Source organism: Haemophilus parahaemolyticus (genome assembly GCF_018373095.1).
Classification (GTDB): domain Bacteria; phylum Pseudomonadota; class Gammaproteobacteria; order Enterobacterales; family Pasteurellaceae; genus Haemophilus_A; species Haemophilus_A parahaemolyticus_A.
The window spans coordinates 1-13,462 of the sequence record NZ_JAHAHT010000042.1; the positions used below are offsets into that span (position 1 = coordinate 1).

Sequence of the window (13,462 nt, forward strand, 5' to 3'; positions counted from 1 at the left end):
TTTTACGCAAGAAAAGCTTTATTTTTCACCGTTGATGGACTTGGCTAACCGAGAAATTATTGCCTATAACTTTTCAACACGCCCCAAATTTTCATTGGTAAAAAAGATGTTAGAACAAGGGCTTAGTCGGCTTAAACCGACAGAATGCCCGATTATTCATAGCGACCAAGGCGTATTGTATGGCTCGGCGGAATGGGTAAAGATGTTGAAGGGTAAAGCGGTGCAAAGTATGAGTCGCCGAGGAAATTGTTACGATAATGCGGTGATTGAAAGCTTTTTTGCAATATTAAAATCAGAGTGCTTTTACTCTCGGACTTATCATTCAATTGCTGAATTACAGGCTGAAATTGAAGAATATTTAGTGTATTACAACCAAAAACGAATTATACTTGGTTTAAAAGGATTGAGCCCAGTACAATACAGAGCTCAATATTTAAGTTAACTAACTGTCCAACTTTTTGGGGGCAGATCATAAAGCGGTTAAATTTATTGTAGATTTTGCAAAATTTACATAAAATTTAACCGCTTATTTTTTTATAGAAAAAGACTATGATTGAACACATTATCTCAACCGACTTCGATCGTTTATTCGAAATTGAACAACAAGCACATATTATACCTTGGTCAAAAGGTACGTTGTTGAATAACCAAGGTGAGCGTTATTTAAATCTAAAATTGCTTAATCAACGCAATAATATTGTTGGCTTTGCCATTTGCAATATCGTGTTGGATGAAGCTACGCTATTTAATATTGCTGTCGATCCCACCGAGCAAGGTAAAGGCTATGGCAAAGTATTATTGCAAGGGTTAATTGAAGAATTGGGCAAACAAGGTGTGCTCACGCTTTGGCTTGAAGTGCGGGAATCCAATACTAAAGCTCAACAGCTTTATACCCAGCTAGGCTTTAACGAGGTAACCATTCGCAAGCATTATTACCCTTTACCTGATGGAAAAAAAGAGAATGCCATTGTGATGGCGTTGTATTTATAATCAATTTGGCGTATAAAGTAAAAACAATTTACTATTCAAGCGGTCGAAAAAGTAAAATATTTTACGAGTTGAGTAGTCAAATTATTTTCTTTTATGAAGAAAATAAAGCATTATTTGATCTATATTCATAAAATCTAATCAAAAAATGGTATAATCAAGCCGTTTTTATATTTTTAAATTTGATTAAAAAGAGGAACTCACTATGTCAGTTATCAAAATGGCAGACCTTGATTTATCAGGTAAACGCGTTTTCATTCGTGCGGATTTAAACGTGCCAGTTAAAGAGGGCAAAGTTACTTCAGATGCACGTATTCGTGCAACGATCCCTACATTAAAATTAGCATTAGAAAAAGGTGCTAAAGTGATGGTAACTTCACACTTAGGTCGTCCGACTGAAGGTGTATTTGAAGAGAAAGATTCTCTACAACCTGTCGTTGATTACTTAAATGCTTCAGATTTAGGTGTGCCAGTACGTTTAGTACGCGACTATTTAGATGGCGTGGACGTAAAAGACGGCGAAATTGTTGTGCTTGAAAACGTACGTGTAAACAAAGGTGAGAAGAAAAACGAAGAAGAATTGTCTAAAAAATACGCTGCACTTTGCGACGTATTCGTAATGGACGCATTCGGAACGGCACACCGTGCTCAAGCATCAACTCACGGTGTAGCACAATTCGCACCAGTTGCTTGTGCAGGTCCATTATTAGCAGCTGAATTAGACGCACTAGGCAAAGCGTTAAAAGAACCACAACGCCCAATGTTGGCAATCGTGGGTGGTTCAAAAGTTTCTACCAAATTAACTGTTTTAGACAGTTTATCAAAAGTCGCTGATCAACTTATTGTTGGTGGTGGTATCGCAAATACTTTCATTGCGGCTGAAGGTCACAATGTAGGTAAATCTTTATATGAAGCAGATTTAATCCCTGAAGCACAACGTTTATCAAAAGCAACTAACATTCCTGTGCCAGTAGATGTTCGCGTGGGTACAGAATTCTCTGAAACTGCACCAGCAGTTGAAAAAGCGGTGAACGAAGTGGCTGAAAATGAGTCAATCTTCGACATCGGTGATAAATCAGCAGAAGAATTAGCTGCGATTATCCGTGGTGCGAAAACTATTCTGTGGAATGGCCCTGTAGGCGTGTTTGAATTCCCTAACTTCCGTAAAGGGACAGAAATCGTGGCACAAGCAATCGTTGATGCAACTGCAAACGGTGCATTCTCTATTGCAGGTGGCGGTGATACTTTAGCGGCAATCGATATGTTCGGTATTGCAGATAAAATCTCTTACATCTCAACAGGCGGCGGCGCATTCTTAGAATTCGTAGAAGGTAAAGTATTACCAGCGGTTGAAATCTTAGAACAACGTGCGAAAGGTTAATTTCTAATTTAGTCTTCCCTCTTTAGTAAAGAGGGATCAAAAATCAAATTTTTAACATTTAGAGGAAACAAAAAATGGGTTTATTAGATATTGTTAAACCAGGTGTGGTTACAGGTGATGATGTTCAAAAAATCTTTGCCTATGCAAAAGAACATAACTTTGCAATTCCAGCGGTAAACTGTGTAGGTTCTGACTCTGTCAATGCAGTATTAGAAACAGCTGCACGTGTTAAAGCACCAGTTATCGTTCAATTCTCAAATGGCGGTGCATCTTTCTACGCAGGTAAAGGTATCAAACCAACTTCAGGTGCTCGTCCAGATGTTTTAGGTGCAATCGCAGGGGCTAAACACGTTCACGCATTAGCACAAGAATACGGTGTGCCTGTTATCCTTCATACAGACCACGCGGCAAAAAAATTATTACCTTGGATCGACGGTTTATTAGATGCAGGCGAAAAATACTTCGCAGAAACAGGTCGCCCATTATTCTCATCTCATATGATTGACTTATCTGAAGAGCCAATGGAAGAAAATATGGCTATCTGCCGTGAATACCTTGCTCGTATGGACAAAATGGGAATGACCCTTGAAATCGAAATCGGTATCACTGGTGGTGAAGAAGATGGCGTAGATAACTCAGATGTTGATGAATCACGTTTATACACTCAACCAGCAGACGTTTTATACGTTTACGACCAATTAAACCCTGTAAGCCCACGTTTTACCGTTGCAGCAGCATTCGGCAACGTACACGGTGTTTATAAACCAGGTAATGTGAAATTAAAACCATCTATTTTAGGTGCTTCACAAGAGTTCGTTTCTAAAGAACGTAACTTACCTGCAAAATCAATCAACTTCGTATTCCACGGTGGTTCAGGTTCATCTCGCGAAGAAATCCGTGAAGCAATCAGCTACGGTGCAATCAAAATGAACATCGATACGGATACACAATGGGCATCTTGGAACGGTATCTTAAACTTCTACAAAGCGAATGAAGCATACTTACAAGGTCAATTAGGTAACCCAGAAGGTCCTGATTCACCAAACAAAAAATACTACGACCCACGCGTTTGGTTACGTAAAATGGAAGAATCTATGTCTAAACGCTTAGAGCAATCTTTCGAAGACTTAAACTGCGTAAACGTATTATAATTTGTAAACTTGTCGCAACTTTAGACCGCTTGCAAAAGCGGTCTTTTTCTATCTAAGATTTGTAGGAAATGTGAGAAAGGTTTATTCAGGGTTAATAGAGCTCTTTTATTAAGAATATTTGCTAGGGGAAAAAATCATGATCAGAATCTATATTACTCACGGCTATACAGCAAACAAAGATAAACATTGGTTTCCATGGTTAGAAAAAAAATTGGCTGAGCAAGGGATTGAATGTCAGCGTTTAACGATGCCAAACTCTGATAATCCTATGCCTGAAATGTGGCTAAAATATCATCAAGAAAAAATCATGCTTGATGAAAATACAATTTTGATCGGGCATAGCTTGGGATGTATTGCTACACTGAATTTTCTTGCAATACAACAGCAGAAAATCAAAGGCGTTATTTTTATTTCTGGATTTTATGAAAAATTGCCGAATTTGCCTGAATTAGACTGCTTTGTTGATTTTTACCAAAATTTGACCGCTTACAAGCCAGAAAACTCTTTTGTGTTAGCCTCACTTAACGACCATATCGTGCCTCATCAATATAGCGATCATTTGGCTCAATTTCTAGGTGCAGAATATATCCGATTACCAAAAGGTGGACATTTTTTAGATCGTGAAGGCGTGACTGAATTGCCGATTGTGCTGGAGTTAATTCATAAAATAAGCCTTTGTAAGTAAATCTTGCTTAAAATAAAGATCAAAGGTCGTAGAATTTCTATTCTACGACCTTTAAAATTGAGATTATTCCCTAAAATCCCGCTTGCGAACACCTAAAATAAATAGCATCGCAAAATAACTGATCGCTGCAAGCATAATCAACCTGCCAAGCCAATAGACTTTCATTAACATACTCATTTCAAACCAGGCGTCTAAATGCGGGGAGAAATAATGGACTAATCCGCCCATCACAAAAGCCGCAATGGCTACTTTCAAAATAAAGAAAATTGTTTTACGAGAGATATGATAAATCCCTTGTTTAGATAGCTGACGATAAAGCAACGAGGCATTCACTGCAGCTGACAACGCCGAAGCCATCGCTAAACCTAAGTAACCAAATGGAATAGCAAGCAAGCCGAAGCTCATATTACAAGCGGTCGAAATTAAACCAATTTTTACTGGTGTTTTGGTATTTTGGTTGGCGTAAAAGCCGTTCGCTAAAATGCTAATGAGCATATAGCTATTTAGCCCTAAGCACATAATCCAGAGCGAATGGCTAGAGGCAATCACATCCGAAAGTCCAAATTTACCGCGCATAAAGAGTGTCATTATCATTGGTTGCGAAAGGGTAGAAAGCCCAATCATTGCAGGAATACCGAGTAATAACACCATTCTCACGCCCCAATCCATTGTAGTTTGGAATTGAGCTTGACGCTCAGTTTTATTCAGTTCTTTCTGTTTAGCAATTCGCGATAGCGTTGGAAGCACTACAGTAGAAATGGCAATACCGAAAATACCCAGAGGGAACTCGATCAAGCGGTCGGAATAATAAAGCCAAGTGATAGAACCTGTAACCAAAAAACTGGCGATCACTTGGTTCAATAAGAGATTGATTTGGGTGACTGATACACCAAAAATTGCAGGCAACATCAGCGTACGTACTTTTTTTACACCCTCATCATTCCACGCCCATTGAGGTTTCACTAGCAAGCCCGCTTGTTTCATAAATGGAATTTGGAATAAGAATTGTAGCAAACCGCCTAAGAAAATTCCCCACGAAAGGGCAATATCTGGTTGTTTAAAATAATCTGCCCCGAAGATTGCCATTGCGATAATTGCCACGTTTAGCAACACAGGAGAAAATGCCATCACGCCAAATTTACCAAGCGTATTGAGTATTGCGCCTGAAAGGGCGACAAATGTGATAAACCAGAGGTAAGGGAAAGTGATTTTCAACAATAACGAGGCTTGTGTAAATTTCTCTGCATCGGCACCGTTATTGAGCCAATCCATAAACCAGCCTGTACCAAAAAGTGCGGCAACTACAGGTGAGCAGACCATTGCCAACAACGTGACAACCGATACAACCAAGCCAAGCGAACCTGATACTTTCGCGATAAATTCACGAGTTTTATTAAGATCATTATCCGCATTATATTCGGCTAAAACTGGCACGAATGCTTTGGAAAATGCTCCTTCAGCGAATAAACGACGCAAGAAATTAGGGATACGGTTAGCGAAAAGGAAGACATCCGACATCGCCCCTGCACCGAGTACGCTTGCTACGATCATATCGCGGATTAAGCCCAACACGCGAGAAACAAGGGTCAGCCCACTGACTAATACGCCAGATTTTAGAAGTTTTTTGCTCATAGGAATTACAATTGTTGAAGGAGTCCTTCCAGCCAATTTTCTGCTGTTTCATCGTGTTCAAAATTAGTCACGGTATCAATACGCTCCGAGTCGCACACCTGTGTTGCACCTTTTGCCTTTAAAGTATTTTCAACAATATCCACTGCGTGGCAGAAGGTGTCGTAATCAGAGCTTCCAAGCCCAACTACACCAAACTTCATTTGGCTAAAATCAAGCGGTTGATTTTCGAGTTCTTCAAACAAAGGCTTGATATTATCGGGTAGTTCGCCTGCACCGTGGGTTGAGGTCACCACGATTAAAATGGATTGCGATTGAATATCTGCAAGTTGAGCGTTGTTAAATAATTCAACTTCAAAACCTTTAGCGGTTAAACAACTTTCGAGGTGATCGGCAACATATTCCGCACCACCTAAGGTGCTGCCTGTGATAATGCAAATGGATTGGGTCATAAATTTTCCTTTGAATGATATTCGTAGGGAAGGGGAGTTATTCCTTCCTTTTTCTTATAAATGAAGGACAGGAATAAACCCTGTCCCTACGAGTGAGTTTGGTTAGAAATGAGACTTGAAAAGCATTTGGCGGAAGGTCATGGGAGTCGAACCCACCCGAGAACGCTGGCGTCCTCAACAGGATTTGAAGTCCTGCCACCTCACCAGAGATGACGACCTTCCGTTTTAAAAGTAGCTATATTCTACTTTATTTATTAGAATTATCCAACGTTTAGATTTCTCAATTCTTGGCTATGCAACATTTATTTCGTCAAATCCCGTCGGTCGATAAGCTACTCAAACAGCCACAAGCGGTCGATTTTATTCAACAATTTGGACATCAAGCCGTGGTCGAGCAGCTGCGTTTATTGATTGAACAGGCTCGCTGTCACATCCAACATCATCACTCCTTGCCCGATTTTTTGACCAATGAAACCACGCTTTTTGCACAGCTTTTCCATTCCCTTTCCCAATTGCAATCAGTGCAACTTCGCCCTGTATTTAACTTAACGGGCACGGTGTTGCATACGAATTTAGGACGTGGATTATGGTCAGAAGCGGCAATTCAAGCGGCGACCTGTGCGATGCAAAGTAATGTGGCATTGGAGTTTGATATTGATGAGGGGAGAAGATCGCATCGTGATCTCTATATTTCTGAGCTGGTTACCAAGATCACGGGTGCGGAAGCGGCTTGCGTGGTAAATAACAATGCGGCAGCGGTGTTGCTGATGTTGGCAACTTTCGCTAAAGATAAAGAAGTGATTGTCTCAAGGGGGGAATTGGTCGAAATTGGTGGGGCATTTCGCATTCCTGATATTATGTTGCAGGCGGGGTGTAAGCTAGTGGAAGTCGGCACGACCAACCGCACACATCTTAAAGATTATCGTAATGCGATCAATGAAAATACCGCCTTTTTGATGAAGGTGCACACGAGCAATTATCATATTGAGGGCTTTACCAGTTCCGTGCCAGAGGAAGAATTAGTTGCACTTGGCAAAGAGTTTGGCTTGCCAGTAATAAGCGATTTAGGCAGTGGCTCACTGACCGATATGGCATCGCTTGGTTTACCTGCCGAGCCGATGGTGCAACAAAAAGTCGCGGCAGGCGTGGATTTGGTGTCTTTTTCGGGTGATAAGTTATTGGGAGGACCTCAAGCGGGCATTATTGTCGGCAAAAAAGAATGGATTGAGGAACTGCAAACTCATCCACTTAAGCGTGTGTTGCGTTGCGATAAAGTGATTTTATCGGCGTTGGAGGCGACCCTTCGCCAATATCTTTTACCTGAAAAATTGTCTGAAACTTTACCGACTTTGAATTTGCTCACGCAATCGGTTGATTTGCTGAAAATCCGAGCAGAAAAGCTCAAAGAAGTATTAGGCAAGCGGTTAAATTCACACTATATTTTGCAAGTTGAGCCAAGCCTTGCCCAGATTGGCAGTGGGGCTTTGCCAACGGAAAAACTTCCCTCTGTTGCTGTTACAATCGAGAGTGAAAAACAGAGTGATTTATTAGCATTAGAGCAACAGTTTAAACAATTACCAACCCCGATTATCGGGCGTTTTTCCGATAAAAAATTTTGGTTGGATTTGCGTTCTGTTACGCAGTTTGAGGCGTTGATTGAGATGCTGTCTTTTAATACTCCCCTCTTTGGCAAAGAGGGGCAGGGGGAGATTTGGCAGAAATGAAAACGGAGTTCATCTGAGAATTGAACATCGTTATCAAATCTCCCCTACCCCCTCTTTTCTAAAGAGGGGGATTTTTTTATTGTGATATTCACCACCAGCCCCTCAATAGGATTTTTATAAAAAAACTACTGACAACCCTTTTTGCACTTTCTGCAATTTCTGTTGCCGTAGCAAAAGAAGTAAACGTTAAATTTTTAGGCACCTCAGATGTTCACGGTCGTATTGTGCCATGGTCTTACGGTGCGGACGTAGAGGACAAATCAGGCTCTTATGCACAAATCGCGACCTATGTAAAAGAAGTGCGTAAATCTCACCCAGATTTAATTTTGGTGGATATTGGTGATGCGATTCAAGATAACCAAGTGGAAGTATTTGCTAAAACCGAAAAATACTACAAAGACAACCCCGTGCCGAAAGTGCTGAATGCAATGAATTACGACATTTTCATTCTCGGCAACCACGAATTTAACTTCGGTATGACCGCGTTAGATGAAATCCTAAAAGATATGAAGGCGAAGCAATTAACCGCAAACTTCTATCATAAAGACGGTAAACGCTATATTGAGCCGACCACGATTATCGAAAAAGATGGCGTAAAATTAGGGATTATCGGCTTAACCACTCCAATGTCGGCGAAATTTGAAGAAGATACAGGTCATCTCAAAAATATGAAGTTCAGCTCGCCAAGCGAGGAAGCAAAAGCACAAATCAAAGCCTTAAAAGAAAAAGGCGTGGACGCGATTGTGGTGCTAGCTCATATGGGGATTGAGAACGAAAACAACATTCCAGACACAGGCGTGGCAGATTTAGTCAATAACGTGGAAGGCATTGATGTGATCATTGCAGGGCATATGCACAAAAACGTTTCTTCTGAAACTATCAAAGATACTGTGGTTACTGAACCACACCGCTACGGCACGGTGGTTTCTGAAGTAGATTTAACCTTTGATGTGGACAAAGACGGCAAAGTGAAATTACTTTCAAAAACGGCAAAAACCGTGCCTGTGAAAGATTACGAAGCCGATCCTGAAATCGTGGAAATCTACAAACCCTACCACGAAGAATTACGTCGTTTAAACAACGTGACCATTGGTCAAAGTGCAACCGATATGGTGCCACAAGAACGCAAACATGGCGTTTCCGTGAGTTTCTTACAAGACACAGGTTTATCTTCATTGATTACCGATGTTGAACGCTATTACAGTAAAGCAGATGTGGTTTCTTTCGCTTTCGATCACGAAAAAGCACGTATGGATAAAGGCGACATCAAGAAAAAAGATATCATCTTTAACTACCGCTATGCAGGTGGCGATGTGACCGTTTATGAAGTCACAGGCAAACAGTTTAAAGAGTACATGAACTGGTCTGCTAACTACTTCGACACCATTCAACCAGGTGATACTGAATACCGTTACAATGCAGAGCGTAAAAAATCGAAATATGTGACGTTTGATATTTTCGGGGGCGTAAGCTACAACATCGACTTACGCAAACTAAGCGGTGAGAAAATCGTCGATCTGAAACTTGCCGATGGTACTCCTGTAACTGATGATATGAAAATCAAACTTGGTATGAACTCTTACCGCTTCGGTCAAATGACCAAAAAAGGCGGGATTTGGGAAGGTCAGCAAATCCCAACCCTTTGGGAATCTAAAGTGGCAATGGGTCAAGAGAAAGGTACGATCCAAAATATGATGATCGACTACATCACTAACGTGAAAAAAGGCAAAGTGGAAGGTGTTTCACACAATCGCTGGAAGATTATTGGGATTTAATTAAGTGATGAGGGCGGAATTTCCGCCCTTTTGTGTATTTACTCACTATCAGAATATGGGCAAGTTTCAAATAAAAAGTGGCTAATATTTTGTCTTCTATACCACATAATACCGAATGTTTCTCCAAAAATAACTGCTTATTATTCCATCTATTCCGTTATGGAAAGAATGGAAAGAAAATCGGTAGTAAGATCATTGCCACAATAATGGTTACTGCTATGAGTGGTACACCTGCTTTGGCATAATCAGCAAAACGATAATGACCGACTGAAAGCACCATCGTATTGGCTGGTGTACCGATTGGCGTTGCGAAGGCACAAGATGAACCGATTACTATCGCCATCAAGACTGCTCTAGGATCAGCACCGAGCGAGCCTGCAATAGAAAGCCCAATTGGAGCAAGAAGAGCAGCTGTTGCGGTGTTTGACATAAAGTTAGTCAGTAAGCAGCTTAATAATAAAATTGTGAGCAGTAACAAGGATGGATTGGGATTATCGCCTAGTAAGCCTAAAATCAAATGGGCGATGTCAGCACCAGCTCCAGTGCGTTGTAAGGCATCGGCAAGGGCAAGTGTTCCTGCAAATAAGAAGACTACTTGGCTATCAATTGCTTGATAGGCTTGTTTTTCGGTAATGACGCGCATAATGACTAAAATCAAGGCACCAATACAAGCTGAAATATAGAGTTTGATGCCGATCACATCTTCAAACACCATCGCAAGTAGCGTACCGACAAGTATCAATAATGACAAATATTGTTTCCATTGTGGGATTAGATTGTGATGGTTATGGAACGCATTGTATTCCTCTTCTTCCACGTGGACGTTGGGTTGTGCAGGCAAGAAGCGATAGCCGATAAAAGCAAAGTAGAGAATGCCCGCCACTAAAATCGGTAAACCTAATTTTGCATATTCGAAGAAGGCAAATTTTAAACCAGTTTGTGATAATACACCTTGCACTACTAAGTTATTTGGTGAGCCGATAAGTGAAAGGTTGCCTCCAAGTGTGGATGCAAATGCCATTGGCATCAGTAAACGTGAGCGTGCAAAGCCCGACTTAGAAGAAATACCGAGAATAACAGGAATGAGAATGGCTGCCGTGCCCGTGTTGGACAATACACCAGACATCAAGCCAGTAATGACCATTAGTACAACCATCAATTGGCGTTCACTTTTAGCAAAACGGCTGACTACGCCACCAATTTTGTTCGCCATACCTGTTTCAAACAAGGCTCCACCGATCACAAACATTGCGACGAATAAAATCACGTTGGTATCGACAAAACCTAAAAAGGCTTCTTTTGGTGGCAATACGCCTGTGACGGCTAAACCAACGGTTACCACCATTGCGGTAACAGCAAGCGGTAGTTTTTCGAGTGCAAACATCAAAACGGCAAAGCCGAGAAAACAGAGTGTAATTACACTTGGAGTCATGGATAAGCTCCTTTGAAGGATTGAAATTTAGCTTGCTATCATACCTAACTTGAGGGGGATAGGATTGATCCAACGCAATAAAAGGCAGATTTTGGAGTGAAATAGATTAAAATAAATACTATTTTTGGTTGTTTCCTATCTGGTTTGATCTGTGTTTCGTAAGATTTCATTACGCTCACGTAAGTAAGTAGCAAAACGGGGCTTACCTTGTTGTGTTAAGCCACGATATCGGTAAGTGATTTGACTCCCAATCGCTGGTGGATTTTCTCGCTCTTTATTTTTAAAGCCAGAACCAATTCGAAAACGTCCGCGATGATTTTCACAGGTAATTGCACCAAGACGATGGGCGTGTTTGCCTTTTCCTTGATGATGAGCAACGACAGTGCACTCTTCATCCGCTACAGGTTTCATTTTCAGAATTTGAGCCGAACGACCGCGAATATAGTGTGCATTCGGATTTCTTACCACTACGCCTTCACCGCCTTGGTTCAAAATCGCTTGGTAGAATTGTTGTAAATGAGCCTGATCTTGAATGGGAATTTGTGAAATAATCTGAATATAAGGCGTTGGATGTTTCCGCAGATAATTTTCTAAGGTTGCCAAGCGTTCAAACAGGTTTCCCGCTGCATTTGGCACGTCGAAAACATGCAGCTTCAACTTATACCAGCCTTTGGGTTCTGCGGAACGAACTGTACCAGAAATGTCTTCAAACTTGCCTCGTTCGCTAAAAAGTTCGCCATCAATGGCAAAAGAGGGAAAGTTTTGTAGGAAATAATAGGGCGGGTTGAAAGGATTGCCTTGGCGGCTGATTAATTGCTTGCCGTCCCAATAGGCTCGCACACCATCCAGTTTTTCGCTCATTACCCAACCTGAAATATCTTGATTTTTATATTCTTGCAGGAGCATTAAATCAGAGGATTTCGCAAGGGGTGCAAGCGGTAAGGAAAGGAAAAGAATTTGCCAAATGAGTCGTTTGAACATAAAAGTGCCTCCAAAATGGAAGCACTATAAAAGAAAGAAAAATTGCGTTCAGAAAATTTTGTGAGATTTTCGAGCGAGATCGCAAAAATAATCAGAAATTTGACCGCCTATGGTTATTTCACTTTTTGAACAAGAGCGGAAATGCCTTCTTCCGCGAACTCTTCTTTTTCTGCCATCTCAACAATTTGTTCGTGAGTATATTTTGTGGAGTTATATACGACCACGATGCTGGTATCGCCCATTTGTAAGAAGTTGGTTTCACCAAATGGGGTGTAACGCGTTGCACCGATGCTGATAATTGCTTGAGCAGGGTAGTTTGCTTGTTTAATCAATTCTGCAATGTGATTCATCGGGCCTTGATCAGGCTGGTTGTTCATTTTGTCGATAATCCAGTTCAACAATTTTTGGTGGAAGTAGCTGTAGCTGACGGCTGGGCTGTCTTCACCATAAGTGTTGAGCTTGCCATCGCGTTTGTGGAAGCAAGCAATGTTATATTGGTCAAGGTTTCCGCCTTGCTCGAATTTATCTAAAGCGATGTGGGTGGCAGAAATGCCTTTAGAATTTACACCCCAGTTTTTCTTTTCACAGATTTTGCGTGCGTTTGGACGGCGGATTGAACAGTCGTTATAAGCCGCAAAATGGGTTGGTTTTAAGGCAACTACTTTGCCATCTTGATATTCAATGTTACAAATTAAAGCAACTTCGGGCTCAATTTGCAGATTGTCTGCATCGTTTGGGAATGCAATAGTGTCGTGTGTTAAAGGATAAGTAGAAAGAAATTGCTCGGTTGGTGCAAGTGTTTCACTTGGCACATAGAATGGGAAAATGGCTTTTGGTTGAATTGCCTCTTCGGTTTTTACCACTACGAAATCCGCTGCTTCGCCCGCTTGCTCTAAATGTCCTGCAAAATTGCCCGCTACGCCAAAGCCGATGAAATTTTTAAATGTCATAATGTTGCCTTATAGAAAGAAAAAGTAGAGATACTTTAAAGGGATTTACTCCGAATTACAATTATTTGAAAAATCCTTCTGCTAAAATGTATAGAAAATTATCTAAAAATGGTATTTATCTATACTTTTTGCATAAAGTTTCAACAGGCGGTAAATTTTTTAAAATTTTTTGCAAAAAGTGCTTGCACGGTTTTAATTTTTCTCTATAATGCACCTCACACAACGACGCACTGTTGTGAACGATTCAGATTGATATGCAGTGCGTCGTTTCTTTTTGTTCTTTAACAACTTATCAGACAATCTGTGTGGGCACTT

The 13,462-nt window shown here is 40.9% G+C and carries 12 protein-coding genes and 1 tRNA gene; 7 read left to right on the forward strand and 6 right to left on the reverse strand.

Annotated features, from left to right (window positions below; genetic code table 11):
• The 5 genes from KH943_RS05645 to KH943_RS05665 form a co-directional block, all read left to right on the forward strand.
• Window positions 1-442, forward strand: a 442-nt coding sequence (locus KH943_RS05645) for an IS3 family transposase (RefSeq protein WP_304108745.1), incomplete at its 5' end; no start/stop codon positions are given.
• A 107-nt stretch (window positions 443-549) separates the two neighbouring features.
• Window positions 550-990 carry a ribosomal protein S18-alanine N-acetyltransferase gene (rimI, locus tag KH943_RS05650; RefSeq protein ID WP_304108748.1) on the forward strand — a complete coding sequence of 147 codons (441 nt, stop codon included), beginning with the start codon at window positions 550-552 and terminating at the stop codon, window positions 988-990.
• Window positions 991-1,192: 202 nt separating this feature from the next.
• Window positions 1,193-2,368, forward strand: a complete 1,176-nt coding sequence (gene pgk / locus KH943_RS05655; protein WP_304108751.1) for a phosphoglycerate kinase — start codon at window positions 1,193-1,195, stop codon at window positions 2,366-2,368.
• Window positions 2,369-2,442: 74 nt separating this feature from the next.
• Entirely contained in the window at window positions 2,443-3,519 is a 1,077-nt protein-coding gene (gene fbaA / locus KH943_RS05660) for a class II fructose-bisphosphate aldolase (protein WP_304108753.1), read from the forward strand.
• A gap of 136 nt (window positions 3,520-3,655) precedes the next feature.
• Complete coding sequence (locus KH943_RS05665; protein ID WP_304108754.1) at window positions 3,656-4,204, forward strand: RBBP9/YdeN family alpha/beta hydrolase; 549 nt, start codon at window positions 3,656-3,658, stop codon at window positions 4,202-4,204.
• 63 nt (window positions 4,205-4,267) lie between these two features.
• On the opposite strand, the gene murJ is transcribed toward KH943_RS05665, so the two are convergent.
• From murJ to KH943_RS05680, 3 genes are all read right to left on the reverse strand, one after another.
• Window positions 4,268-5,836, reverse strand: coding sequence for a murein biosynthesis integral membrane protein MurJ (gene murJ / locus KH943_RS05670; protein WP_304108757.1), 1,569 nt, complete (start codon window positions 5,834-5,836; stop codon window positions 4,268-4,270).
• Window positions 5,837-5,841: 5 nt separating this feature from the next.
• Window positions 5,842-6,285: an FMN-binding protein MioC gene (gene mioC, locus KH943_RS05675; RefSeq protein WP_304108760.1), complete on the reverse strand. Its 444-nt coding sequence runs from the start codon at window positions 6,283-6,285 to the stop codon at window positions 5,842-5,844.
• Between the two features lie 127 nt (window positions 6,286-6,412).
• A tRNA-Sec gene (locus tag KH943_RS05680) sits at window positions 6,413-6,507 on the reverse strand.
• Between the two features lie 71 nt (window positions 6,508-6,578).
• On the opposite strand from KH943_RS05680, the gene selA reads away from it, so the two are divergent.
• Both selA and KH943_RS05690 read left to right on the forward strand, forming a co-directional pair.
• Window positions 6,579-8,009 (forward strand): L-seryl-tRNA(Sec) selenium transferase, encoded by a 1,431-nt coding sequence (selA, locus tag KH943_RS05685; protein ID WP_304108763.1) that lies wholly within the window; start codon window positions 6,579-6,581, stop codon window positions 8,007-8,009.
• Window positions 8,010-8,125: 116 nt separating this feature from the next.
• On the forward strand, window positions 8,126-9,784 hold the full coding sequence (locus KH943_RS05690; RefSeq protein ID WP_304108773.1) for a bifunctional metallophosphatase/5'-nucleotidase: 1,659 nt from the start codon (window positions 8,126-8,128) through the stop codon (window positions 9,782-9,784).
• Between the two features lie 157 nt (window positions 9,785-9,941).
• On the opposite strand, the gene KH943_RS05695 is transcribed toward KH943_RS05690, so the two are convergent.
• The 3 genes from KH943_RS05695 to KH943_RS05705 all read right to left on the reverse strand — a co-directional run bounded on the left by KH943_RS05695 (window position 9,942) and on the right by KH943_RS05705 (window position 13,147).
• The gene (locus KH943_RS05695; RefSeq protein ID WP_304108765.1) at window positions 9,942-11,216 is read right to left on the reverse strand and encodes an SLC13 family permease; all 1,275 of its coding nucleotides are present in this window, start codon (window positions 11,214-11,216) and stop codon (window positions 9,942-9,944) included.
• Between the two features lie 135 nt (window positions 11,217-11,351).
• Entirely contained in the window at window positions 11,352-12,197 is an 846-nt protein-coding gene (locus KH943_RS05700; RefSeq protein WP_304108768.1) for a DNA ligase, read from the reverse strand.
• 113 nt (window positions 12,198-12,310) lie between these two features.
• Entirely contained in the window at window positions 12,311-13,147 is an 837-nt protein-coding gene (locus tag KH943_RS05705; RefSeq protein ID WP_304108770.1) for a DUF5718 family protein, read from the reverse strand.
• Window positions 13,148-13,462 lie beyond the last annotated feature (315 nt).